The following is a 22,556-nucleotide window of genomic DNA, read 5'->3' on the forward strand; positions in this document are numbered from 1 at the left end:
GTTCCGGGGGCGTCCTGGGCAGGGGCCCGCCCCACCATGGCGCACCGCACCCGACCACCCGCACCCCGACCATGGCCCACCTCACACCATCACCCCCACCCCCGCCGGATAGCCTCACCCCATGAGCAGGCCCCCCTCCTTCGCCCCGCCCCCCGGCGCTCGCGCCCACTCCCTGCGCACCGCACGTGGGGAGTTCGCCGTCGTCGAGGCGCCCGTGGCGGGCGGTGTCGACCCCAAGGGGACCGCCTTGTTGCTGCCCGGGTTCACCGGGAGCAAGGAGGACTTCAATCCGCTGCATGTGCCGCTCGCGGCGCGCGGGTATCGGACGGTCGCCGTGGACGGGCGGGGGCAGTACGAGTCGGACGGGCCGGTGGCGGACGAATCGGCTTACGCGCAGGACGAGTTGGCGAAGGACGTGCTGGCGCAGGCGGAGGCCGTCGGCGCGCCCGTGCATCTCGTCGGGCACTCCCTGGGCGGGCAGATCGCACGGGCCGCCGTACTCCTCGACCCGTCCCCGTTCCTCTCGCTCACCCTCATGTCCTCGGGTCCCGCCCAGATCTCCGGCTCCCAGCAGCAGCGGGTGAAACTGCTCCGGGACGCGCTCGCCGTGATGAGCATGGCGGAGGTGTGGGACGCGATCCAGGCGATGGAGCCGCCGGAGGAGACCGACACCGGGGGCGAGTTGGACTCCGGCCTTGACGACCGGGACGACCTGCGTCGGCGCTGGCTGGGCAACAAGCCGGCCCAACTCATCGCCACCGGCCGCCAGTTGTGCGCGGAGCCGGACCGGGTGGCCGAACTGGCCGCCGTACCGCTGCCGTTCCATGTGCTGTCCGGCTCGCACGACGACACCTGGCCGGTACCGCTCCTCGACCGCATGGCCGTCCGGCTCGGGGCCCGCCGGACCGTGATCCCCGGCGCCGAGCACTCCCCCAACACCGACCGCCCGCTGGAGACGGCGCGCGCGTTCGCCGACTTCTGGGACAGCGCCGGCGAGAACCGGTAGCCGTCAGTACCGCACGTGCCGCCAGGCGCCTAGTACTGCGCCTGCAAGTGCTCCCAGAACCCGTCCCGCAGCGCCCGCCGCAGATCGGCCTGCCCCCGCAGGGAGTACTGGAGCAGTCCCTCCGCCTCCACCAGCAGGTCCTGGTCCACCGAGCCCGGCAGATACGGATGTCCCGGCAGCAGCTCCCCCAGCGCCTCCCGGCCCCGCGAGGCCAGCCACTTCGCCGCGATCTGGGCGCCCACGAATCGGACGTCCTCGCGGCCGGGCCGGTTCGCGGAGGCCTCGTACGCGGCGGCGGTACGCCGTGACACGTACGGCTTGAAGAAGTCGAGGTCGAGGACGCGCTGGCTGTCGACCTCCCAGAGCAGCGGCTCGGCCTGGTTGCGGCCCTCGGGCGCCTCGATGCCCCAGAGGTGGACGCGGGCGCCGTATCCCTGGGCCGCCTCGACCGCGGAGACCAGGTCCTCGTCGCCGCCGAGCAGGGCCGCGTCGCTGATCGCGCGGTGCCGGGCCAGGGACTCCAGATCCGTCCTGATGAGGGAGTCGACGCCCTTCTGCTGGTTGTTGGCGTTGAGGTTGCCGAGCCGCACCTTCACGTCGGGGAGCTCGGCGATGGTCTGCTGCTCGGCGGTGTGGATGCGGCGCCGGGCGCCGTCGTACCAGTAGACGCGGAGCAGCCGGCTGTCCGCGAAGATCGTGCGGGCCCGGTCGATGAGCGCCTCGATCAGCCCCTCGGCGTCGAGGTCGAAGGCCCGGCGGTCCTCGGTCCCGGCGACCAGGCGGCCCGCGGCCGCGTAGAGATACCCCGCGTCGACGAAGATCGCATGGGTCGAGGGCGTCTTCGCCACCTCGGCGAGCATGCGCTGAAGCAGCTCGTTGGTGTGGTCGATGCGGGCGGTGAGCGCCGCGAGGTCGTCGTTCATCGCCACCATCATCCCGGCGGTCACGCTGCGAACACAACCGCTCGCTTACCGGTCAGTAGTTAGTCGTTCGAAAAATTTCTTTAGCGTAGGGAATGTTTGTAACGCGAACCCCGTTGACTACCTGTGTACGCAGTAATCCCCTCCGGGGGATGACCAGACGAAGGGAGAGGCCATGCGCTTCGAAATCATGCGACTCGACGACGTCGACGGAACCCCCGTGGACAGCACCGTCGTGGACGCCGCCTCCGTCAATCGGATCGTTCAGCAGGCCGCCGCGATCGGCCAGCGTCTCTGGATCCGCCCGGCCGAGGCGTCCGCCTCGTAACACCACCTGTCAGACACACGGCTTCGGAGCCCCGTACGACATCGATGTCGTACGGGGCTCCGCGCATGCCAGGACTCAGCTGCTCTGGATGACCTGCGTGACGCCGTTGATGATCTGCTGCACGGCGATCGCGGAGAGCATCATGCCCGCGAGCCGGGTCACCAGGACGACACCGCCGTCCTTGATGACCCGGATGATCAGCAGCGAGTACCGCATGACCAGCCACAGCACGACATGGATGGTGAGGATCGCCATCCACACCGACACCTGCGTGGCGACGCTGTCGGCCTTCTGCACGGCGAGGATGACCGACACGATGGCACCGGGCCCGGCCAGCAGCGGCATGCCCAGCGGCACCAGCGCCACGTTGACGTCCTTGGTCTGCTTCGGCTCGTCGGTCTTGCCGGTGAGCAGGTCCAGGGCGATCAGCAGGAGCAGCAGCCCGCCCGCGATCATCAGCGCGGGGACGGAGACATGCAGGTAGTCGAGGATCTGGTGGCCGAGGAGCCCGAAGACGGCGATGACACCGCCGGCGACACAGACGGCCTGGAAAGCCATCCGCTTCTGCACCTTGGCTGGCCGGCCCGCGGTCAGCGCCAGGAAGATCGGGGTGATCCCGGGGGGATCCATGATGACGAACAGGGTGAGGAACAGGGAGCCGAAAACGGCAGCGTCGAACACAGGAGAGCCTTGCGAGAAGAAGTGGAGAGGAAGATCAGGTGGGCGGCGTGAGAACGAGTCTCAGGCCCCGCCGGTCCCCGGCACCGGGAACGCGCCGGTGGCACGCCGGGTGATCTCGCCGTACACCTCGGGGTCGGTGCGGTACTCGCCGAGCGTCACGGTCTTGCGGCTGCCGTGGTAGTCGGAGGAACCCGTGACCAGGAGCCCCAGTTCGGCGGCGAGCCCGCGCAGCCTGACCCGCGTCTCGTCGTCGTGGTCGATGTGGTCGACCTCGATGCCGTCGAGCCCGGCGGCGGCCATCTCGACGATCGCGGACTCGGGCACGGTCCGTCCGCGCTTGCTGGCCCCTGGATGTGCGAAGACGGTGACCCCGCCCGCGGCCTTGACCAGCCGGATCGCCTCGAAGGGGTCGGTCTCGTGCTTCGCCACATGGGCCCGCCCGCCGTCGGCGAGCCAGTCCAGCGTGAACGCGTCACCCACGGTCGGTACGACCCCGAGCTCGACGAGCGCGGTGGCCACATGCGGCCGCCCCACGGACCCGTCCCCGGCGATCCGCGCCACCTGCTCCCAGGTGACCGGCACCCCGAGTTCCTGAAGCTTGGCCACCATGCCCCGCGCCCGCGGCACCCGGTCGTCCCGCACGAGCTCCCGCTCGGCCAACAGCTCCGGCTCCTCGGGGTCGAAGAGGTAGGCGAGCATGTGCATGGACACGCCGTCGATACGACAGGACAGTTCGGCCCCGGTGACGAGCGTCAGCCCCTCCGGCAGCGCGGCGATCGCCTCGGCGTACCCGCGCGTGGTGTCGTGATCGGTGAGAGCCACGACGTCCAGCCCGGCAGCGGCGGCATTGCGCACCAGCTCGGCGGGCGTGTCCGTGCCATCGGAGGCCGTGGAGTGGGTGTGCAGATCAATACGCACGGCACAAACTCCAGACACGGACGAGACAGACGGGAACGCTCAAGGATAACCGGCTTTGAAGGCGCCCCCGTCACACCCAAACCCTGTGACTGACCTTTACACCGACTCCCCTAGGGGCGCGGGGAACTGCGCGATCAGCCACCGACAACCCGCAGCCGCCCACCGGCAATCCGAGGCACCCCCAATAGGCGCTACGGCTCCAGCAACCGCGGCGACAACGCCCCGCAGGGCACGAGCTCCACTTCCGCCCCCGCGTCCCGCAGATCCGTCAGCACCAGCTCGTCGTACATCAGCAACCCCGACTGCTCCGGCCACACCACCGCCCACAGCCACAGCCCCCGAGCCTCACCGGCAAAGACAGCCCGGTCATCCGGCGCCCCGGTGACATGCCAGAGCGGCGTAGGGCGGCCGGCCGCGAGCACCTTCGCCTGCGGCGGCTTCTCCACGTTCATGTACGGCCCCGGATCCGGCCCCTCGATCCCCGCGTACCGCGCGCCGAGGCCGACGCCGAGTTCCTCGGCGACCAGGATGAGCTCCCCTATGCCGCCCAGCGGCCCCGGCCCCGAGCACGCCACGGCCGTCGCGCGACCCCCGCTGCGGTCGTCGCCCGCGCAGCCCACGCCCGTGAACAGCCAGCCGACCGGCAGCGGCCACGGCATCCAGACCGGCACCTGGGTGCGGTGCACCACGACGCCGAGGGCCTCGACGCTGGGTGGGATCACCGGTTGCAGCGGGTGCACGCTGCCGTGCACGTCGCACTGCCAGGTGTCGGCGAAGAGTCCGGGAGCCCTGACCCGGCCACCACACTTCGGGCAACTGGGTTCGCCCCTCATAGGGCCCCACGGTCCTACCCCCGCCCGTCCACGTCAAGGACGATCACCCGTCCGGGCGGAAGCGCCTGACCTCACGGGACTAGATGTAGCTTGCATTAATTAGCTGCCCTAACTTACTATGTGCATATACCAACCATCTCCTCGCCGGAATTGGAGAAACCATGGACGCCTTCGACGCGGGAGCGGGCAGCCTCCTGCGACAGCCCAAGGCGGTCTGGGCCACGGCCGGTGCCTCCGTCGTCGCCTTCATGGGCATCGGACTGGTCGACCCGATCCTGCCGTCCATCGCCCAGGGCCTCGACGCCACCGCCAGCCAGGTCTCCCTGCTCTTCACCTCGTACTTCCTGATCACCGCCGTGGCGATGCTGGTCACCGGCTTCGTCTCCAGCCGCATCGGCGGCCGCAAGACCCTGCTGCTCGGCCTCGCGCTGGTCGTCGTCTTCGCCGGCCTCGCGGGCACCTCGGACTCGGTCGCCGAACTCGTCGGCTTCCGCGCGGGCTGGGGCCTCGGCAACGCCCTCTTCGTCTCGACGGCCCTCGCCGTCATCGTCGGCGCGGCGGCGGGCGGGAGCGCCGCGGCGATCCTGCTGTACGAGTCCGCGCTCGGCCTCGGCATGGCGTGCGGCCCCCTGCTGGGCGCGCTGCTCGGGGACGCCAGCTGGCGCTACCCGTTCTTCGGTACGGCCTTCCTGATGGCGGTCGGCTTCCTCTGCATCACGGTGTTCCTGAAGGAACAGCCCAGGCCGGCGCGGAAGACCTCACTCCTCGACCCCCTCAAGGCGCTCGGCCACGGCGGACTCGCCTCCGCCGCCGTCTCGTCGTTCTTCTACAACTACACGTTCTTCACCGTGCTGGCCTTCACGCCGTTCGTGCTGGACATGACCCCGTACAAGTCGGGCGCCGTCTTCTTCGCCTGGGGTGTCCTGCTCGCCGTGTTCTCGGTCCTCGTGGCCCCGCGCCTCCAGGCCCGGTTCGGCTCGCTGAAGGTGCTCGGCGGCTCGCTCGTCCTGCTCGCCGTCGACGTACTCGTCCTCGGCTACGGCAGCCACGCCACGGCGATCGTCTGCACGATCCTGTCCGGCGCGTTCATCGGCGTGAACAACACCGTCTACACCGAGCTCGCCCTGAGCGTCTCGGACGCGCCGCGCCCGGTGGCGAGCGCGGGCTACAACTTCGTGCGCTGGTTCGCGGCGGCGGCCGCGCCCTACTTCGCGCCGAAGATCGAGGAGTGGACCGACATCCACATCCCGTTCGTGGTGGCGGCAGTGACCGCTGTCATCGGCGCGGCCGTTGTCGTCGTACGGCGGAAGGCGCTCACTCACGAAGCCGAGGAGCTGGAGTCGAGGCACGCTACAGAGGACGGTGTCGCCGTCTTCGCCAACTGACGCTTTTCGGCCACCGGTTGGTGAGCTTGCTCACTGCGGGGTCAGTCCAGCGGGACGGACCTCCGGGACGGATCCCGGAGGTCCGTCCCGTTCGTGAGCCAGCGTTCCTGGAGGGCCTGGGCGCCGTGGACGCGCTTCCAGGCGGCCTCGTTCGGGGTCATGGGGAGCAGCGGGAGGAAGTGGACCGGGTCCATGGGCTCGTCGAGCTCCAGGTCCTCGACCAGGCCGCCCGGTTCGGCCACGAGGACCGAGGTGAAGGGGGCGCCTGGCCACAGGGGCTCGCCCACGTCGAGGGAGGCTCCGGGGGCCACGATCACGCCCTCGACCTGCGGGGACGCGGCGAGTACGGCGAGCGGGCGGAGCACCTTGTCGGTCTCGGCGAGGCCGGCGCGGACCGAGAGGACCAGCTCGGCGCGCGGGCCCTTGACCGGGTCGGCGAGCATCGCCGTGGGGTCGCCCATCGGCTGGGCGGACATGCCGAGCGTGGCGTAGCGGACGACGTCCCCGTCGGTGAAGCGGAGCACCTCGACGCGGTCCGTGCCGAGGAAGGTGACGGCGGCGCGCGCGTCCGGTTCGCCCAGCGCCGTACGCAACCGGGCCTCGACCAAGGGAAGAACATCAGCCATGCCGCGAGCATAGAACTCGTCAGTACCGGGCAAAGCAGCGCCTTGACACTTCAGTCGGCTGATACTCTTGCCCGGTCGTTCGGGGCAGCACGCAGATGGGGGTACCTCCCAGGCATTCGGCACTGGGGGAGTCGCGATCGAGTCCCGACGCCATGTAAATCCCCTGCGGGGGAACTCCCCTACGGGGAGTGGACGTCCCTTACGAGGGACCGGCCGGAGGAGGTGGGGCTGTCATGGATCGAAGTCACCCGTGCAGTACCACTCGCTCTTCCGCCCGCTGATGCAGCAGACCTGGTGTAGCTGATCCCGCTTCGGCTGACCGCCACCTCTCGCGCTCACGCTCGCGTCTTCATCGGAAGAGCACTTCGTCTCGTTTTGCCTGATCTGTTTGATCTGTATCAGCAGCGAAACCCGCTACCGCGACGGTGCGGTGCTCCCCGCTTTGTGGACGTGCCAAACATCCGCAGTCAGGACGTCCTCATTCCGGGCAGTTCCACCCGTCGAAGCGGCTTTTCGTTGCCAGTCGCGAAGGAGCCTGCCATGTCGATGATCCGCGACCTGCGTGCCGTGGTCCGTCCCTCCCGCGTCCCGCTGCGCAAGAGCAGCAGTGCCGAGTACGACACCACCCGTGACCCCGCCACGCCCTCGGCCGTCGTGGACTGCGCGATCTACCGCGACGGGGCCCGCGTCCAGACGCCGAAGCCGCTGACGCCGCACGAGGCGATGCGTCAGGTGCGCCGCGACGGGGGTTTCGTGTGGATCGGGCTGCACGAGCCGACCGAGGCCGAATTCTCCGGTGTCGCCAGTGAGTTCGGGCTGCACCCGCTCGCCGTCGAGGACGCCGTGCAGGCCCATCAGCGGCCCAAGCTGGAGCGCTACGACGACTCCCTGTTCACCGTCTTCAAGACCATCCACTACGTCGAGCACGACGAACTCACCGCGAACAGCGAGATCGTCGAGACCGGCGAGGTCATGTGCTTCACCGGACGGGACTTCTTCATCACGGTCCGGCACGGCGGACAGGGGTCGCTGCGCGCGCTGCGGCACCGGCTCCAGGACGACCCTGAGCTGCTCGCCAAGGGCCCTTCCGCCGTCCTGCACGCCATCGCCGACCATGTCGTCGACGGGTACATCGCGGTCGCCGACGCGGTGCAGGACGACATCGACGAGGTCGAGACCGAGGTCTTCTCGCCGGGCCGCAAGGGCACCCCGCGCGGTACGGACGCCGGCCGGATCTACCAACTCAAGCGTGAGGTCCTGGAGTTCAAGCGGGCCGTGTCGCCCCTCCTGCGGCCCATGCAGCTGCTGAGCGAGCGGCCGATGCGGCTCATCGACCCGGACATCCAGAAGTACTTCCGGGACGTCGCCGACCACCTCGCGCGCGTGCAGGAGCAGGTCATCGGCTTCGACGAGCTTCTCAACTCGATCCTCCAGGCCAACCTCGCGCAGGCGTCCGTCGCGCAGAACGAGGACATGCGGAAGATCACCTCGTGGGCGGCCATCATCGCCGTACCGACGATGGTGTGTGGCGTGTACGGCATGAACTTCGAGCACATGCCCGAGCTGCACTGGCGGTACGGCTACCCCGTGATCATGATGATCACCGGTGTCATCTGCCTCGGTATCCACCGGACGTTGAAGCGCAACGGCTGGCTGTGACTCCGGTCCCGTGACCCCGTCTCGCTAGGCTGGGCGCATGACAAGCGAGCTGCTCGACCAGGCCCTCGTCGAGGAGGCCACGAAGAAGTCCGGTCTCATCTGGGTCAAGGGTGCCGAGGGCCCCGCCCGGGCGCTGTGGCACGTGTGGCACGAGGGTGCCGCGTGTCTGATCGGCGACGGTCCGGGCGAGCAGCCGCTGCCGGGGCTGACCGACGGGGGCGGTGCCGAGGTCACCGTCCGCAGCAAGGACAAGGGCGGGCGGCTGGTGTCCTGGACGGCGAAGGTCGTCGAGCTGACGCCGGGGTCCGAGGCGTGGGACGCGGCGGTCGCCGAGCTCAAGGGCAAGCGGCTCAACGCGCCGGACGGCGAGGCGATGACGGACCGTTGGGCGCGCGAGTGCCGCGTGGTGCGTCTTGAGCCGACGGGGTCGACGCTGCCGCTGCCCGACGGCTCCCTCGCGGAAGCGCCGGTGCCGACGGCGGCCACGACCCGTCAGCCGATCCCCGCGGGCCTGCCGAAGCTGCTGCTGAAGCGGCGCAAGCGGAAGAAGTGAGCCGGTGAGCCGGTGAGGTAGCCCGGAAGCAGTCAGGGAGCAGTCAGGACGTCGGGAGCTGTTTCCCGTAGTCCACCGTCTCGTCCTTGTCCGGCTTCTCCAGCGTGAAGGACGTGCCCCAGCCGGAGAAGGTCAGCGTGCCCGCGCCGCCCGCGCGCTCCAGGCGCAGCGGATACGGCTTGCCGTCCAGGGAGACGTCCAGCTTGCCGCCGGAGCCGTCGTCGCCCGTGATGCGGATGGTGGGCGTGCCGGACTGCTCGTGGTAGCCGTCGGTGGACAGCTCGCCGTGGAGGGTCAGCAGGCCGGAGAGGAGGACGTCCTTGTCGGTGAAGCCGCTGAACTTCTTGTACGAGGGGTCGCCCTGCGGCACCTTCACGAACTTGCCGTCGAGCTTGTCGGCGGCGGCCGTGTCCGTGGTGCCGTCGTCGCTCTTGCCGTCCTCGTGGCTCCAGAACTCCGCGTCGGCCTTGAGGAAGAGCTGGTCGCCGATCCTGAGGAGCCGGAATGTGGCGCCCTCGGCGGTCACCGAACCCGAACCGCCGTCGTCTTTGAGACGCATGTCGAGTTTGTAAGTGCGTCCGCTGGTGACCACGTTCCCTGAGAGACGCACCGCGTCGGCGGACTCGGCGGCCGCCTTGGCCTTCGTCTGGATCTGGTCGGCCGGCAGCTTGCCGACGCCGTTGGTGCCCTCGTCGGGGTCGTCGCTGCACCCCGTCAGGCCCGTTCCCGTCACGGCCAGGGCGCACACCGCGCCCAGCAGTCCGATGCGGCGGGTGCGGCCCTGGGGAATCGCAGTCACAGGTGGGGCGCCTTTCCGACGAGGGTCCATCAAGCGGCGTACCGCAGAGTACCGGGGCGCCGCGGTCCGGGCGGAGCCAGTCCGTCCGGACCCCTCACCAGGGCGTACCGCATCGGGACGGGCTAGCCTGAAGCCGACCCGGGCGGGCAATTCGCAGGAATTCGCAGGAACAGGAATGCACAGGAACGGGACAAGGAGGCGCAGGGATGGCAGGGGGTGTCCCCAGGATCTTCGTCTCGCACCTCTCCGGCATCGCCGTCTTCGACCCGAACGGCGACCAGGTGGGCCGGGTGCGCGACGTGGTCGTCATGCTGCGCGTGGGCCGGAAGCCGCCGCGGGTGCTCGGTCTGGTCGTCGAACTCTCCACCCGGCGCCGTATCTTCCTCCCCATGACCCGGGTGACCAGCATCGAGTCCGGCCAGGTCATCACCACCGGCGTCCTCAACGTCCGCCGCTTCGAGCAACGCCCCACCGAGCGCCTGGTCTTCGGCGAGCTCCTGGACCGGCGCGTCACGCTCACCGAGGCCGGGGAGCCCATGGAGACCGTCACCGTCCTGGACGTCTCCGTGCAGCAGCTCCCGGCCCGCCGGGACTGGGAGATCGACCGGGTCTTTGTACGAAAAGGGAAGAGCGGCACCTTCCGGCGGGCCAAGGGCGAGACCCTGACCGTCGAGTGGTCCGCGGTCACCGGCTTCTCCCTGGAGGAGCACGGACAGGGCGCCGAGAGCCTCCTCGCCACCTTCGAGCAGCTGCGCCCCGCCGACCTGGCGAACGTCCTGCACCACCTCTCCCCCAAGCGCCGCGCGGAGGTCGCCGCCGCCCTCGACGACGACCGCCTGGCCGACGTCCTCGAAGAGCTCCCCGAGGACGACCAGATCGAGATCCTCGGCAAGCTCAAGGAGGAGCGGGCCGCGGACGTCCTGGAGGCCATGGACCCCGACGACGCCGCCGACCTGCTCTCCGAGCTGCCCGAGCAGGACCAGGAGCGGCTGCTGAGCCTCATGGAGCCCGCCGACGCGGCCGACATGCGGCGCCTGATGTCGTACGAGGAGCACACGGCCGGCGGTCTGATGACGACCGAGCCGATCGTCCTGCGGCCCGACGCGACCGTCGCCGACGCCCTCGCGCGCGTGCGCAACGCCGACCTCTCCCCCGCCCTCGCCGCCCAGGTCTACGTCTGCCGCCCGCCCGACGAGACCCCGACCGGCAAGTACCTCGGCACGGTCCACTTCCAGCGCCTCCTGCGCGACCCGCCGTACACCCTGGTCAGCGCGATCATCGACGACGACCTCCAGCCGCTGGACCCGGACGCGGCGCTGCCGGTCGTCGCCGGGTTCTTCGCGACGTACGACATGGTGGCGGCGCCGGTCGTGGACGACTCGGGGTCGCTGCTGGGCGCGGTGACCGTGGACGACGTACTGGACCACATGCTGCCCGAGGACTGGCGGGAGACGGAGTTCCATCTCGACGAGGGCGAGGGGGCCGTGCCGCATGGCTCCTGAGCGCGAGAGGACCCCGGCCGGGGCGACCGCCGCCACGCGCGCGCGTGCCCGGCTCGACCAGCCGCGCCCGCCCCGGCGGCGGCTGCTGCCCGAGTGGGACCCGGAGGCCTTCGGACGGCTGTCGGAGCGGATCGCGCGATTCCTGGGCACGGGGCGGTTCATCGTCTGGATGACGGTCGTCATCATCGCGTGGGTGCTGTGGAACGTCTTCGCGCCGGGCGATCTGCGGTTCGACAACTACCCGTTCATCTTCCTGACCCTGATGCTGTCGCTTCAGGCCTCCTACGCGGCGCCGCTCATCCTGCTCGCGCAGAACCGGCAGGACGACCGGGACAAGGTCAACCTCGAACAGGACCGCAGGCAGAACGAGCGGTCGATCGCCGACACCGAGTATCTGACCCGGGAGATCGCCGCCCTGCGGATCGGCCTCGGCGAGGTCGCGACCAGGGACTGGATCCGCTCCGAGCTTCAGGACCTGGTCAAGGAGCTGGAGGAGCGCCAGGACGGCCAGGCGGGCGGCCATGGGAGCGGGCACGGGAACGGGCACGGCGTATTCCCGGCAGAACGGTCGGCCGGACGTGACGTAGAAGACCGCTGACGGGCATCACGGGGGCACGCTACCGGGCCGTACCATCGTCCTTATGGCTAGCGAAGACGCGGTGCGCGAGGCACTGGCGACGGTGAACGACCCCGAGATCAACCGACCCATCACCGAGCTGGGGATGGTCAAGTCGGTGGACATCGGCGCGGACGGAGCGGTCGCGGTCACCGTCTATCTGACGGTCTCCGGCTGCCCGATGCGCGAGACGATCACGCAGCGCGTGACGGACGCGGTCACGGCCGTCGAGGGCGTCACCCGCGTCGATGTCACGCTCGACGTGATGAGCGACGAGCAGCGCAAGGAGCTGGCGACGGCCCTGCGCGGCGGCCAGACCGAGCGCGAGGTCCCCTTCGCCAAGCCCGGCTCGCTCACGCGCGTGTACGCGGTCGCGTCCGGCAAGGGCGGCGTCGGCAAGTCCTCGGTGACGGTGAACCTGGCGGCGGCGCTGGCCGCGGACGGTCTGAAGGTGGGCGTCGTGGACGCCGACATCTACGGCCACTCCGTGCCCCGCATGCTGGGCGCCGACGGCAGTCCCACCCAGGTCGAGAACATGATCATGCCGCCGTCGGCGCACGGCGTGAAGGTCATCTCCATCGGCATGTTCACGCCGGGCAACGCCCCGGTGGTGTGGCGCGGCCCGATGCTCCACCGGGCGCTCCAGCAGTTCCTGGCGGACGTGTACTGGGGCGACCTGGACGTCCTCCTCCTCGACCTTCCGCCGGGCACGGGTGACATCGCCATCTCGGTGGCCCAGCTGGTCCCGAACGCCGAGATCCTGGTCGTGACGACCCCGCAGCAGGCGGCCGCCGAGGTGGCCGAGCGGGCGGGCGCCATCGCCGTGCAGACCCACCAGAAGATCGTCGGCGTGGTCGAGAACATGTCCGGGCTGCCCTGCCCGCACTGCGACGAGATGGTCGACATCTTCGGCACGGGCGGCGGCCGGCTGGTCGCCGACGGCCTCACCAAGACCACCGGCGCCACCGTCCCGGTCCTCGGCTCCATCCCCATCGACGTCCGCCTCCGCGAGGGCGGCGACGAGGGCAAGCCGGTCGTCCTGAGCGACCCGGACTCCCCGGCGGGCGCGGCCCTGCGCGCGATCGCGGACAAGCTCGGCGGCCGCCAGCGCGGCCTCGCGGGACTGTCCCTGGGGATCACCCCGAGGAACAAGTTCTGAGTTCTTCCGCTACGACGATGGGGGCGCCGACTTGATCAGTCGGCGCCCCCATCGTCGTAGAACCGGCTATTCGTAGGCCGAGATGTCCTTGATCATGGCGAAGCCGAGCCCGTACGCGCTCATGCCTCTCCCGTACGCCCCCACGTGCACGCCCTCCGGCGTGGACCCGGCGAGGACCCAGCCGAACTCGGACTCGCGGTAGTGGAAGGACGTCGGGACGCCGTCCACGGGGAGCGAGAGGGTCGACCAGTCGGAGCCGTCGAGGTCGTCGGCCAGGGCCCACGCCGTCTCGGTCTGCTGGTCGAGCCAGTCGTCGCGCAGGGAGTGGTCCATCGAGCCGGGCCAGGTGAAGGACAGCAGCCCCACCCCCGCGAGCCAGGCCGCCGAGGAGACCGAGGTCGCCTCCAGGAGGCCCGTGCCGTCGGCGCTCCGCCGGGACGGGTTCGCCGCGACGGTCACCACGACCGCGAACTTCTCCTTGTCCTCCGAGGCCTCGTTCCGTACGGAGGGCTCGTCGCCGTGTCCGATCGAACCGTGTTCGACGGCACCGTCGGCCGCCGTCCCGACCTGCATCAGCCAGCGCGGCCCCGTGAAGGCCTCGTCGAGGCCGTACCACGGGAAGGGCGCCAGCAGGTAGCCGTCGACCGTGCGCCGGGCGGAGGGGACCTGTTGTCCGCCCTCCGCGGCCGGCGCCTGCGCGACCGCCTGACTCGTCGTCTCCATGTGCCCGGACGCCTCCTCGCTCTCGTCGGACCGGAGCGGCCCGCCCCCCTTCGGGCGACTCGCACGGTCCGCACAACAACTCGGCAGCATAGCCACCCCACTGGGACCAGCACGGAAACCGCCCGTCGCGTGGGTCGCGCGACGGGCGGGTTCAGGCCGTACAGGGCCCGGGTGGCGTATGAGACGCGTCACGTACGACGGTCAGGTGGCGTCCGCGTCGAAGACCGGGCGGTCGTCCTTGCCGTCGTCGTCGGGCTTCTTGGTCATGTCGATCCGGCCACCGGACGAGGAGGTCCCGGAGGAGGAGGTCCCGGAGGAGGACGTGTCCGACTCGCGGCCGTGGACCGCGTCGGTGACCTCCGCCATCTCCTTCTTCAGGTCGAAGCCGTTGCGGATCTCCTTGAGCCCCAGCTCGTCGTTGTCCAGCTGCTTGCGGATGAACGTCTTGGGGTTCAGGTCCTCGAACTCGAAGTCCTTGAACTCGGGACCGAGCTCCGAGCGGATGTCCTGCTTGGCGCTCTCCGAGAACTCGCGGATCTTCCGGACCGTCCGCATGACGTCCTGGATGACCTTCGGGAGCTTGTCCGGACCGAAAACGAGCACGGCGAGGACAACGAGCGTGATCAGCTCGAGCGGTCCTATGTCATTGAACACCTGAAGCTCCTTGCGATGTCCGGGCCCGGTCCACGGTACCCGGCGATCCGGTACGACCGGTACTGTCCCGAGCCCCCCTGGTACGCGCGCGTGAGCGGTTTTGAGGGTTGTTTGCCATGTGGGGCGGGGTTTCCGGGTGCGTCTATGAGGTTTCTGTCAATCGGTGCTCGACCGGTCCGTCGTCCGTCATGCCGGATCAGTCGCCGTCCGAGGATCCGAGGACCAGGGAGATGGTCAGCTTCTCGCCGCCGCGTTCCACGGTGAGCTCCAGCCGGTCGCCGGGGCGGTGGGCGCGGGTCTTGACGATCAGCTCCTCGCCGGAGTGGATGCGCTGGCCGTCGACCTCGGTGATGACGTCCCCGGACTTGATGCCGGCCTTGTCGCCGGGTCCGCCCGCGTTGACCGCGGCGCCGCCGTCGTTGCCCTTGGTGCCGACGCGGGCGCCGTCGCCGGCGTAGTCCATGTCGAGGGTGACGCCGATGACGGGGTGGGTCGCCTTGCCGGTGTTGATCAGCTCCTCGGCGACGCGCTTGGCCTGGTTGACGGGGATGGCGAAGCCGAGGCCGATCGAGCCGGACTGCACGCTCTCGTCGGAGCCGCTGTCGGCGGAGCGGATGGCGGAGTTGATGCCGATGACCCGGCCCTTGGAGTCGAGCAGCGGTCCGCCGGAGTTGCCGGGGTTGATGGGCGCGTCGGTCTGGAGCGCGTCCACGTACGACACATCGCTCCCGTCCCCGCTCTCGCCGCCGGCCGTGATGGGCCGCTCCTTGGCGCTGATGATCCCGGAGGTGACCGTGCCCTCCAGGTCGTACGGGGCGCCGATCGCGACGACCGGGTCACCGACCTGGACGCTGTCGGAGTTGCCGAGGGGCACGGGCTTCAGCCCGCTGACGCCGGTGACCTTGACGACGGCGAGGTCGTATCCGCTGTCCCGGCCGACGACGGTGGCCTTCGCGGTGTCGCCGCTGTGGAAGGTGACGGATATGTCGCCGTCGGCTCCGGCGGGCTCCACGACGTGGTTGTTGGTGAGGATGTGCCCCTGGTCGTCGAGCACGAACCCGGTGCCGGTGCCCTGCTCCTCCGCGCCGGTCACATGCAGCGTCACGACACTCGGCAGCGCCCGCGCGGCGATCCCCGCCACACTGTCCGGCGCCCGCCCTGCGGGCTCCGCATCGGCCTGCGGCAGCTCTACCTCCCCCACACCGCCGTTGCGCTCCAGATACGCCCCTACGGCCCCGCCGACGCCCCCGGACACGAGCGCGAGCAGCACGGCGCCGACGACGAGCGCCTTCCTGGCCCGCTTGCGGTTCCGCTCCTGGGTGGGTGCGGCGGCGCCGTTCTGCTGGAGGGGGATGGGGACGGGGGCCCAGGGGTCGTAGTTCTGCCAGGGGTTGGTGGGGGCGGGGGGTGGGGGCGCGTCCGCGTAGGAGGGGGCGGGGGTGGGGTGGGCGGTATGCGGGGGTGTGGGGAGGGGGATGCCGTGGACCACTCCGGGCATGGGGGTGCTGGGCATCGGGGCGGGCGCCGGTATCGCCGTGCCGTGGGAAGGGGTCGTCGCCGGGTGCTGGACCGGTGGGGCGGGGGCCCAGGGGCCGGGTTCGCCGTACGGCGGGGTGCTGTACGGGTCGGGGTCGTGCAGGGGTTTGGGGCGCTCCGCGGTGGGCGTCGGCGCCGTCAGAGGCGGGGCCACCGGAGCATCCAGCCCATCCGGGCGGACCGCCTCGGTGTCCTGAGGGTGCCTCAATTCGAAGTCGCCGTCCGGTATCGCCCCGCCGTTGCGAGCCGGCACCGGCAGCTCCAACTCGAAGTCACCGTCGGCACCCACGGCCCTCGGCATCGCCTGCGCCCGCTCGACGGAAGCCACCTCGGACACGGCGTCCGAAGCCTCGCCCGGCGTCCCACTCGTCCCACCCGGCGTGTCCTCGGCGCTCGCCTCCCGCGCGGCCGGAGCCTCCTCCGGCGGACCCTCGGGGTCCTGCGGGCGCGGTCGGCTCCACCACTTCGCCTTCGTGGGCTTCCCCTCGTTCATGCTCTCCCCACAGCCGGGGCCTGGCCGGCACGTCGGCCCCGCTCAGCTGCGCCGGTCGGGCGCGTTGCTGCAACCACGGCCTGATCTGCCGGACAGGCACGGGTACGGCTCTCCCTGGATTCAACCAGGTTCGGCGGCGGACGCGCAGAGGCCCGGTCAGCGGGCGGTGCCGGTGGGGGAAGAGGTCGCGTCGGGGACGGGTGCGGCGAGGAGGCTGGGCGGGGTGAGGTCCGGGGTCGTGAGGTCCGGGGTCGTGGACCAGGACGTCAGGGTGAGCGGCGGAGTGGAGCTGAGCGGACGTATCAGCGGGGACATGGCGGCCGCTCCGGCCACCACGGGTGTCGTCAGCGAGGCCTCCTGGGCCTGTGCTCCGGGCACCAGCGGTGCGGACACCTCGGTCGGGGAGGCCGGGGAGTCGCCGAACCGGGACTGGCCCTGGGCGAACACCGGGCCCACGGCACGGCGCCGCTGGCTGTCGGGCGTCGCCACGCCGGAGCCGCCCTGGGTGCGCGCCGGGGTCACATTGCTGCCGCCGGTGCCACCGCGCGCGTCCGTGTCGGTCGGCGCTCCGGTGGTGACGCCGCCGAGCGCGATGGCGGCCAGGGACACCGCCCCGCCGACGACGAACGCGAACCGCAGCCCGCGCGACGCCGATCGCTCGGCCTCGTGTCGGCTGACGTCATGGATGCGGAAGCCGCCGTCGGAGGGGGTGAGCGCGGAGGCGTGCGAGGTCGCGGGGACGTAGTCGAACTCGAAGCGCTCGCCGTGCTTCACGCCGAAGACTCCGGCGGCGCCGGGTCGTCCGGTGAAGCCGTCGGAGAATCCTCCCCCGAACGGCGAGCCGCCGTCCGTGTCACCTCCTCCGGGCAGCCCCTGAAGGCGGGCCAGGAAGCTCTCGGAGGGCGGCGGGGGTGCCGCCTCCGCGAAGACGTTCTTCAGTCGGCGCTGGGCGTCGGCCTCGGCCTTGCACCTGGCGCATGTGGCCAGGTGGGCGAGGACGCGCTCGCGCGTCTCGTGACCGAGCTCGCCGTCGACCAGCGCGGCGAGTCGGTCTCCCAGGTGGTGCTCCGCGAATCGCCCCTCTGCGGGATTGGGCCGTGATCCACTCACGCGGTCGCGCCCCCTCCCCCCAGAGCGGCGACGCGGGGCACGAAGGAGCGACGCTCGGCCCGGGCCTCCGGCGAACGGTGCGCGAGGGCCTTGCGCAGCTGGGAGCGGCCGCGGTGGATACGGGAGCGGACGGTGCCGAGCTTGACGCCGAGGGTCGCGGCGATCTCCTCGTACGACAGTCCTTCGATGTCGCACAGGACGACCGCGGCGCGGAACTCGGGCGCCAGGGTGTCGAGAGCCTGCTGGACGTCCGCGTCGAAGTGCGCGTCGTTGAAGACCTGCTGGGGCGACGGCTCACGGCTGGGCAGTCGCTCGGCCGCGTCCTCACCGAGGGCGTCGAAGCGGATGCGCTGCTTGCGGCGGACCATGTCCAGGAAGAGGTTGGTGGTGATGCGGTGCAGCCAGCCCTCGAAGGTGCCGGGCGTGTAGGTCGACAAGGAGCGGAAGACGCGGACGAAGACCTCCTGGGTGAGGTCCTCGGCGTCGTGCTGGTTGCCCGTCAGTCGGTAGGCGAGCCGGTAGACCCGGCCGCTGTGCGTGCTGACGATGTCCTCCCAGGTCGGAGGTGTCCACGCCTGCCCGTCCGCGTCGGTCGAGAACGTCGCGGTGGCGTAGTCGTCGTGGCTGTGGTCAGCAGCGGTGTCGTTCACGGATTTCGGCCTGCCCGCCGATCCGAGGAAGCGCCGCAGCACTCCTCCGCGATCCACAGGCGCAGCCGCACCTCCCCTGTCGGCTCTGGTGGTGTCCAGTGGAGCCCCTACCATAGCCACCTCGCCCGTTAGCTCCGGATAAGCGGTTTTACGAGAACTTGATCTGTGGAGCTCTCGCTCCGATCCCTGCTCGTCATCGTGATCCAACTGTGTCCCCCCGGGTGCGTCTCCACCCCTCTAAACGCCCGGTCCCATCTGCGGGTTCCCGGCCCCAACGGATACAGTCACGCCGAGGCAACCACGGGGACAGGAGAGGGTCATTACCGCCAACCGGCAGACGAGCTGGGCGTTCGCCGACGCCTATGTCGCCGAGGACGAAGCACTGCGCTGGGCCCGTGACCGGGCCCGCGAGGCAGGGCTGCGCTCGGTGTCGCCCGGCGCGGGTGCGGCGTTGCGGTTGCTGGCGGCCTCGGTGGACGCGAAGGCGGTCGCGGAGATCGGCACCGGCACCGGTGTCTCCGGCATCCATCTGCTGCACGGCATGCGGCCGGACGGGGTGCTCACCACGGTCGACCCCGAGCCGGAGCACCAGCAGTTCGCCCGCCAGGCCTTCCGGGCCTCCGGCTTCGCCAGCAACCGGGCCCGCTTCATCCCCGGCCGCGCGCTCGACGTCCTGCCCCGTCTCGCGGACGCCGGCTACGACCTCGTCTTCTGCGACGGCGACCGCCTGGAGTTCCTGGACTATCTCGCTGAATCGTTGCGCCTGCTGCGTCCGGGGGGCCTCGTGGTCTTCGAGGGCGTCTTCGCACACGGCCGAACGGTGGACTCGGGCCCCCAGCCCACCGAGGTGCTGCGGCTGCGCGAGCTGCTGCGCGCGGTGCGGGAGAGTCCCGACCTGGTGCCGTCGCTGCTGCCGGTGGGCGACGGGCTGCTGTGCGCGGTCAAGCGCTGACGGGTCCGCTGAGGGATCCACTGGGGGATCCACTGATGGGCCCCGGACCTGGGCAAACAATGACCCCGGCACCGATGACGGTGCCGGGGTCACTGAAAGGGTATGGTCGCTTCCGCGTCAGCCGACGACCTTCTTGAGGGCGTCACCGAGCGCGTCGGCCTCGTCAGGGGTCAGCTCGACGACGAGCCGACCGCCGCCTTCGAGCGGAACGCGCATGACAATGCCCCGCCCCTCCTTGGTCACCTCGAGCGGGCCATCGCCCGTCCGCGGCTTCATGGCCGCCATGCTCGTTCCCCTTCCTGAAACCAGCTCATCGTCAAAGCCGACGGCCCTGGGAGGGCACGCGTGTCGTGCGTGGGCACGCGACACCGGCATCGAACACATTGCTTCCAAGCCATTATCCCGCATCTCAGGACCCGATGACCAACATCAGTCGGCATCGCTTGGGCAACGCGCGCGAGCAAAACCACTCAATTCGGCGATGTGACTGCGATACTTCGCGGCCGCGCGCACTTTCGGCGACGGATTCCGGCCGGGGATTCTTTGACGCAGGTCACACGTCCGTTCCGGTCCCCGGGCGGTGATCTCCGCCATGCTGTCCTACTGAACCCGCAAGTAAACCCGCAAGTAACCCGCAAGGACGCAGGAGGGGACCCACCATGGCCGACACCGTGCTCTACGAGGTGAGCGACGGGCTCGCGACGATCACCATCAACCGGGCCGAGGCGATGAACGCGCTCGACATCGCGACGAAGGTGGCGCTGCGGGAGGCGGTCCGGGCGGCCGCCGGTGACGACGCCGTACGTGCTGTCCTGCTGACCTCCGCCGGGGAGCGGGCGTTCTGCGTGGGTCAGGACCTCAAGGAGCACATCGGGCTGCTCGCCGAGGGCGCGACCTCGGTCATGAGCACGGTGAAGGAGCACTACAACCCGGTCGTGCGGGCGCTGACGGAGATGCCCAAGCCGGTGGTGGCCGGGGTGAACGGCGTCGCGGCCGGCGCCGGCTTCGGGCTGGCGCTCGCGGCGGACTACCGGGTGGTCGCGGACACCGCGGGGTTCAACACCTCGTTCGCCGGTGTCGCGCTGACCGCGGACTCCGGGATCTCCTGGACCCTGCCGCGCGTGGTGGGCCCCGGGCGCGCCGCCGACCTGCTGCTCTTCCCCCGGACGATCAAGGCGCAGGAGGCGTACGAACTGGGCATCGCGAACCGGCTGGTCCCCGCCGGTGAGCTGCGCGCCGAGGCCGAGAAGGTGGCCCGGGCGCTGGCCGAGGGGCCGACCGTGGCGTACGCGGCGATCAAGGAGTCCGTCGCCTACGGGTTCTCGCACTCTCTGGCGGAGACGCTGGAGAAGGAGGACGAGTTGCAGACCCGGGCGGGGGCGTCCGAGGACCATGCGATCGCCGTGCGGGCGTTCGTGAACAAGGAAGCGCCCAAGTACCTGGGGCGCTGAGGGTTCAGCTCCGCCGGGCGGAACAGTCGGCCAGGTGATCGTCGACCAGGCCGCACGCCTGCATCAGTGCGTACGCCGTCGTCGGCCCCACGAAACGCAGTCCCCGTTTCTTCAGGGCCTTCGACAGGGCCGTCGACTCCGGGGTGATCGCCGCGACGTCACCGAGGGTCTTCGGGGCGGGCCCCGGTGTCGCCGGGGCGTGGGACCAGATCAGCTCGTCGAGCTCACCCGGCGCCCAGTCGGCGAGCACGCGCGCGTTGGCGAGCGTCGCCTCGATCTTGGCCCTGTTGCGGATGATGCCCTCGTCGAGGAGGAGGCGGTCCCGGTCCGTGTCCGTGAAGGTGGCGACCTTGGCGATCTCGAAGCCCGCGAAGGCCGCGCGGAAGCCCTCCCGGCGGCGGAGGATCGTGATCCAGGAGAGGCCGGACTGGAAGGCCTCCAGGCTGAGGCGTTCGTAGAGGGCGTCGTCGCCGTGGACCGGTTGGCCCCACTCCTCGTCGTGGTACGCGATGTAGTCCTCGGTGGACAGGGCCCAGGGGCAGCGCGGGGCGCCGTCCGGGCCGGCGAGGGCGGAGCCGGTCACTGCTGCTCCCCCGGGCCCTCGGCGGGCTTCTCCATGGAGAGGTGCGAGGCGTGGGTGGTGTGCGGGACGGGGCCGCCGTGTGTCGCGGCCTGGGCGCCGGCCAGGGCGGACTCCAGGTCGGTGATACGGGCGTCCCGCTCGGCGAGTTCGGCGCCGAGGCGGCTGAGGGCGTCGTCCACGTCGGCCATGCGGTAGCCGCGCGCGGCGAGCGGGAAGCGGAGGGCCTCGACGTCGGCACGGTTGACCGGGCGCTCCAGCGGGAGGGGGTCCTGGAGGCGCTCCGGGGCCGCCTCGGGGAGCGGGCCCGTCTCGCCGCCGCCCACCACGGCGAGCGTCACCGCGGCGACCACGACGGCGAGCGCGACGACCAGGAACAAGAACATAACCATCGCTGAGGGTCCCCACGGCTCGGTCGACTGTGTCGGAAGTGCTGGAGTCGAATGTGTCAGAGTCCGATCGTGCCATGCGAGTCTGACAGTTAGGGTCGCAGGCGGCCGAGTTCACGGCCGTACCCAGGTCGTACTACGAGAGGTCACAGGCGATGCTCAGGCTCGGCAGGCGGGAATTCGGGGCGCACGAGCCGGTGATCATGGCGATCGTGAACCGGACCCCGGACTCCTTCTACGACCAGGGCGCGACGTTCCGCGACGAGCCGGCTCTCGCGCGCGTGGAGCAGGCGGTGGCCGAAGGGGCCGCGATCATCGACATCGGCGGGGTCAAGGCCGGGCCGGGGGAGGAAGTCTCCGCGGAGGAGGAGGCCCGGCGGACCGTCGGGTTCGTGGCGGAGGTGCGGCGGCGGTTCCCCGATGTCGTGATCAGCGTGGACACCTGGCGGGCCTCCGTCGGGGCGGCCGTGTGCGAGGCGGGGGCCGATCTGCTGAACGACGCGTGGGGCGGGGTGGATCCCGGGCTCGCGGAGACCGCCGCCCGGTACGGGGTGGGGCTGGTGTGTACGCACGCGGGGGAGTCCGAGCCTCGTACGCGGCCGCATCGGGTGTCCTACGACGACGTCATGGCCGACATTCTGCGGGTGACGCTGGGGCTCGCCGAGCGGGCCGTCGCGCTGGGGGTGCCTCGGGAGTCCGTGCTGATCGACCCCGGGCACGACTTCGGGAAGAACACCCGGCACAGTCTTGAGGCGACCCGGCGGTTGGGGGAGATGGTCGACACCGGGTGGCCGGTGCTGGTGTCGCTGTCCAACAAGGACTTCGTCGGGGAGACGTTGGACAAGCCCGTGAAGGAGCGGGTGGTGGGCACGTTGGCGACGACCGCGGTGTCGGCGTGGCTCGGGGCGCGGGTGTACCGGGTGCACGAGGTGGCGGAGACCCGGCAGGTGCTGGACATGGTCGCGTCGATCGCCGGGCATCGAGCTCCGGCTGTCGCCCGGCGGGGGCTGGCGTAGGGCCTTTCCCGCCCCCG

25 protein-coding genes are annotated in these 22,556 nt (G+C 70.6%); 11 read left to right on the forward strand and 14 right to left on the reverse strand.

Features of this window, described 5'->3' with window-relative positions:
* The first annotated feature begins 121 nt into the window (after window positions 1-121).
* A complete protein-coding gene (locus tag ABZ928_RS33965; RefSeq protein ID WP_361527436.1) occupies window positions 122-1,006 on the forward strand; it encodes an alpha/beta hydrolase in 885 nt (294 codons plus the stop codon).
* Window positions 1,007-1,035: 29 nt separating this feature from the next.
* On the opposite strand, the gene ABZ928_RS33970 is transcribed toward ABZ928_RS33965, so the two are convergent.
* Window positions 1,036-1,929, reverse strand: a complete 894-nt coding sequence (locus tag ABZ928_RS33970) for an NYN domain-containing protein (protein WP_361527972.1) — start codon at window positions 1,927-1,929, stop codon at window positions 1,036-1,038.
* A gap of 172 nt (window positions 1,930-2,101) precedes the next feature.
* Between ABZ928_RS33970 and ABZ928_RS33975 the strand changes: the two genes are divergently transcribed.
* Window positions 2,102-2,254: a hypothetical protein gene (locus ABZ928_RS33975; RefSeq protein WP_171146848.1), complete on the forward strand. Its 153-nt coding sequence runs from the start codon at window positions 2,102-2,104 to the stop codon at window positions 2,252-2,254.
* A gap of 75 nt (window positions 2,255-2,329) precedes the next feature.
* Here ABZ928_RS33975 and ABZ928_RS33980 read toward each other — a convergent pair whose 3' ends face one another.
* The 3 genes from ABZ928_RS33980 to ABZ928_RS33990 form a co-directional block, all read right to left on the reverse strand.
* Window positions 2,330-2,935 (reverse strand): MarC family protein, encoded by a 606-nt coding sequence (locus ABZ928_RS33980; protein ID WP_361527438.1) that lies wholly within the window; start codon window positions 2,933-2,935, stop codon window positions 2,330-2,332.
* Between the two features lie 60 nt (window positions 2,936-2,995).
* Window positions 2,996-3,853: a PHP domain-containing protein gene (locus ABZ928_RS33985; RefSeq protein WP_361527440.1), complete on the reverse strand. Its 858-nt coding sequence runs from the start codon at window positions 3,851-3,853 to the stop codon at window positions 2,996-2,998.
* Window positions 3,854-4,044: 191 nt separating this feature from the next.
* Entirely contained in the window at window positions 4,045-4,686 is a 642-nt protein-coding gene (locus ABZ928_RS33990; RefSeq protein WP_361527442.1) for a DUF6758 family protein, read from the reverse strand.
* 161 nt (window positions 4,687-4,847) lie between these two features.
* Between ABZ928_RS33990 and ABZ928_RS33995 the strand changes: the two genes are divergently transcribed.
* On the forward strand, window positions 4,848-6,071 hold the full coding sequence (locus ABZ928_RS33995) for an MFS transporter (RefSeq protein WP_361527444.1): 1,224 nt from the start codon (window positions 4,848-4,850) through the stop codon (window positions 6,069-6,071).
* Window positions 6,072-6,112: 41 nt separating this feature from the next.
* Here the strand turns inward: ABZ928_RS33995 and ABZ928_RS34000 are convergent, their stop codons facing one another.
* A complete protein-coding gene (locus ABZ928_RS34000; RefSeq protein ID WP_361527446.1) occupies window positions 6,113-6,697 on the reverse strand; it encodes a suppressor of fused domain protein in 585 nt (194 codons plus the stop codon).
* 540 nt (window positions 6,698-7,237) lie between these two features.
* Here ABZ928_RS34000 and ABZ928_RS34005 point away from each other — a divergent pair.
* Window positions 7,238-8,356, forward strand: a complete 1,119-nt coding sequence (locus ABZ928_RS34005; protein WP_361527448.1) for a magnesium and cobalt transport protein CorA — start codon at window positions 7,238-7,240, stop codon at window positions 8,354-8,356.
* Between the two features lie 37 nt (window positions 8,357-8,393).
* On the forward strand, window positions 8,394-8,909 hold the full coding sequence (locus tag ABZ928_RS34010) for a hypothetical protein (protein WP_361527450.1): 516 nt from the start codon (window positions 8,394-8,396) through the stop codon (window positions 8,907-8,909).
* Between the two features lie 43 nt (window positions 8,910-8,952).
* Here ABZ928_RS34010 and ABZ928_RS34015 read toward each other — a convergent pair whose 3' ends face one another.
* Window positions 8,953-9,708 carry a hypothetical protein gene (locus ABZ928_RS34015; protein WP_361527452.1) on the reverse strand — a complete coding sequence of 252 codons (756 nt, stop codon included), beginning with the start codon at window positions 9,706-9,708 and terminating at the stop codon, window positions 8,953-8,955.
* Between the two features lie 206 nt (window positions 9,709-9,914).
* Here ABZ928_RS34015 and ABZ928_RS34020 point away from each other — a divergent pair, with 206 nt between their 5' ends.
* Genes ABZ928_RS34020 through ABZ928_RS34030 form a run of 3 tightly spaced genes read left to right on the forward strand, consistent with a single transcriptional unit; the run spans window position 9,915 to window position 12,985 of the window.
* Entirely contained in the window at window positions 9,915-11,210 is a 1,296-nt protein-coding gene (locus ABZ928_RS34020; protein ID WP_361527454.1) for a CBS domain-containing protein, read from the forward strand.
* On the forward strand, window positions 11,200-11,808 hold the full coding sequence (locus ABZ928_RS34025) for a DUF1003 domain-containing protein (protein ID WP_361527456.1): 609 nt from the start codon (window positions 11,200-11,202) through the stop codon (window positions 11,806-11,808). Before ABZ928_RS34020 ends, ABZ928_RS34025 begins: the two co-directional genes overlap by 11 nt.
* A 43-nt stretch (window positions 11,809-11,851) precedes the next feature.
* A complete protein-coding gene (locus ABZ928_RS34030; RefSeq protein WP_361527458.1) occupies window positions 11,852-12,985 on the forward strand; it encodes an Mrp/NBP35 family ATP-binding protein in 1,134 nt (377 codons plus the stop codon).
* A gap of 66 nt (window positions 12,986-13,051) precedes the next feature.
* On the opposite strand, the gene ABZ928_RS34035 is transcribed toward ABZ928_RS34030, so the two are convergent.
* From ABZ928_RS34035 to sigE, 5 genes are all read right to left on the reverse strand, one after another.
* Window positions 13,052-13,708: a hypothetical protein gene (locus ABZ928_RS34035; RefSeq protein WP_361527460.1), complete on the reverse strand. Its 657-nt coding sequence runs from the start codon at window positions 13,706-13,708 to the stop codon at window positions 13,052-13,054.
* A 201-nt stretch (window positions 13,709-13,909) separates the two neighbouring features.
* Window positions 13,910-14,362 (reverse strand): sec-independent translocase, encoded by a 453-nt coding sequence (locus ABZ928_RS34040; RefSeq protein ID WP_361527462.1) that lies wholly within the window; start codon window positions 14,360-14,362, stop codon window positions 13,910-13,912.
* Window positions 14,363-14,558: 196 nt separating this feature from the next.
* Window positions 14,559-16,391: a trypsin-like peptidase domain-containing protein gene (locus ABZ928_RS34045; RefSeq protein ID WP_361527464.1), complete on the reverse strand. Its 1,833-nt coding sequence runs from the start codon at window positions 16,389-16,391 to the stop codon at window positions 14,559-14,561.
* A gap of 156 nt (window positions 16,392-16,547) precedes the next feature.
* Window positions 16,548-17,501, reverse strand: coding sequence for a zf-HC2 domain-containing protein (locus ABZ928_RS34050; protein WP_361527466.1), 954 nt, complete (start codon window positions 17,499-17,501; stop codon window positions 16,548-16,550).
* Window positions 17,498-18,193, reverse strand: a complete 696-nt coding sequence (sigE, locus tag ABZ928_RS34055) for an RNA polymerase sigma factor SigE (protein ID WP_361527974.1) — start codon at window positions 18,191-18,193, stop codon at window positions 17,498-17,500. Before sigE ends, ABZ928_RS34050 begins: the two co-directional genes overlap by 4 nt.
* 211 nt (window positions 18,194-18,404) lie before the next feature.
* On the opposite strand from sigE, the gene ABZ928_RS34060 reads away from it, so the two are divergent.
* Window positions 18,405-19,103, forward strand: a complete 699-nt coding sequence (locus ABZ928_RS34060; protein ID WP_361527976.1) for an O-methyltransferase — start codon at window positions 18,405-18,407, stop codon at window positions 19,101-19,103.
* A 117-nt stretch (window positions 19,104-19,220) separates the two neighbouring features.
* On the opposite strand, the gene ABZ928_RS34065 is transcribed toward ABZ928_RS34060, so the two are convergent.
* The gene (locus tag ABZ928_RS34065) at window positions 19,221-19,388 is read right to left on the reverse strand and encodes a DUF3117 domain-containing protein (RefSeq protein ID WP_003966491.1); all 168 of its coding nucleotides are present in this window, start codon (window positions 19,386-19,388) and stop codon (window positions 19,221-19,223) included.
* 374 nt (window positions 19,389-19,762) lie between these two features.
* Here ABZ928_RS34065 and ABZ928_RS34070 point away from each other — a divergent pair, with 374 nt between their 5' ends.
* Window positions 19,763-20,554, forward strand: a complete 792-nt coding sequence (locus tag ABZ928_RS34070) for an enoyl-CoA hydratase-related protein (protein ID WP_361527468.1) — start codon at window positions 19,763-19,765, stop codon at window positions 20,552-20,554.
* A gap of 4 nt (window positions 20,555-20,558) precedes the next feature.
* Here ABZ928_RS34070 and ABZ928_RS34075 read toward each other — a convergent pair whose 3' ends face one another.
* On the reverse strand, window positions 20,559-21,137 hold the full coding sequence (locus ABZ928_RS34075; RefSeq protein ID WP_361527470.1) for a DNA-3-methyladenine glycosylase I: 579 nt from the start codon (window positions 21,135-21,137) through the stop codon (window positions 20,559-20,561).
* Window positions 21,134-21,520 carry a DivIVA domain-containing protein gene (locus tag ABZ928_RS34080; RefSeq protein WP_361527978.1) on the reverse strand — a complete coding sequence of 129 codons (387 nt, stop codon included), beginning with the start codon at window positions 21,518-21,520 and terminating at the stop codon, window positions 21,134-21,136. Before ABZ928_RS34080 ends, ABZ928_RS34075 begins: the two co-directional genes overlap by 4 nt.
* A gap of 158 nt (window positions 21,521-21,678) precedes the next feature.
* Here ABZ928_RS34080 and folP point away from each other — a divergent pair, with 158 nt between their 5' ends.
* Window positions 21,679-22,539 (forward strand): dihydropteroate synthase, encoded by an 861-nt coding sequence (gene folP / locus ABZ928_RS34085; RefSeq protein ID WP_361527472.1) that lies wholly within the window; start codon window positions 21,679-21,681, stop codon window positions 22,537-22,539.
* Window positions 22,540-22,556 lie beyond the last annotated feature (17 nt).

The sequence above is a fragment of the Streptomyces sp. NPDC046909 genome, assembly GCF_040644695.1.
Taxonomy (GTDB): Bacteria; Actinomycetota; Actinomycetes; order Streptomycetales; family Streptomycetaceae; genus Streptomyces.

Excerpts from the sequence above, each read along its gene's own strand:
- ABZ928_RS33965 (WP_361527436.1), top strand. The coding sequence starts at position 122 with ATGAGCAGGCCCCCCTCCTTCGCCCCGCCCCCCGGCGCTCGCGCCCAC.
- ABZ928_RS33970 (WP_361527972.1), bottom strand. The coding sequence starts at position 1,929 with ATGAACGACGACCTCGCGGCGCTCACCGCCCGCATCGACCACACCAAC.
- ABZ928_RS33975 (WP_171146848.1), top strand. The coding sequence starts at position 2,102 with ATGCGCTTCGAAATCATGCGACTCGACGACGTCGACGGAACCCCCGTG.
- ABZ928_RS33990 (WP_361527442.1), bottom strand. The coding sequence starts at position 4,686 with ATGAGGGGCGAACCCAGTTGCCCGAAGTGTGGTGGCCGGGTCAGGGCT.
- ABZ928_RS33995 (WP_361527444.1), top strand. The coding sequence starts at position 4,848 with ATGGACGCCTTCGACGCGGGAGCGGGCAGCCTCCTGCGACAGCCCAAG.
- ABZ928_RS34000 (WP_361527446.1), bottom strand. The coding sequence starts at position 6,697 with ATGGCTGATGTTCTTCCCTTGGTCGAGGCCCGGTTGCGTACGGCGCTG.
- ABZ928_RS34005 (WP_361527448.1), top strand. The coding sequence starts at position 7,238 with ATGTCGATGATCCGCGACCTGCGTGCCGTGGTCCGTCCCTCCCGCGTC.
- ABZ928_RS34010 (WP_361527450.1), top strand. The coding sequence starts at position 8,394 with ATGACAAGCGAGCTGCTCGACCAGGCCCTCGTCGAGGAGGCCACGAAG.
- ABZ928_RS34020 (WP_361527454.1), top strand. The coding sequence starts at position 9,915 with ATGGCAGGGGGTGTCCCCAGGATCTTCGTCTCGCACCTCTCCGGCATC.
- ABZ928_RS34025 (WP_361527456.1), top strand. The coding sequence starts at position 11,200 with ATGGCTCCTGAGCGCGAGAGGACCCCGGCCGGGGCGACCGCCGCCACG.
- ABZ928_RS34030 (WP_361527458.1), top strand. The coding sequence starts at position 11,852 with ATGGCTAGCGAAGACGCGGTGCGCGAGGCACTGGCGACGGTGAACGAC.
- ABZ928_RS34035 (WP_361527460.1), bottom strand. The coding sequence starts at position 13,708 with ATGGAGACGACGAGTCAGGCGGTCGCGCAGGCGCCGGCCGCGGAGGGC.
- ABZ928_RS34045 (WP_361527464.1), bottom strand. The coding sequence starts at position 16,391 with ATGAACGAGGGGAAGCCCACGAAGGCGAAGTGGTGGAGCCGACCGCGC.
- ABZ928_RS34065 (WP_003966491.1), bottom strand. The coding sequence starts at position 19,388 with ATGGCGGCCATGAAGCCGCGGACGGGCGATGGCCCGCTCGAGGTGACC.
- ABZ928_RS34070 (WP_361527468.1), top strand. The coding sequence starts at position 19,763 with ATGGCCGACACCGTGCTCTACGAGGTGAGCGACGGGCTCGCGACGATC.
- ABZ928_RS34080 (WP_361527978.1), bottom strand. The coding sequence starts at position 21,520 with ATGTTCTTGTTCCTGGTCGTCGCGCTCGCCGTCGTGGTCGCCGCGGTG.
- folP (WP_361527472.1), top strand. The coding sequence starts at position 21,679 with ATGCTCAGGCTCGGCAGGCGGGAATTCGGGGCGCACGAGCCGGTGATC.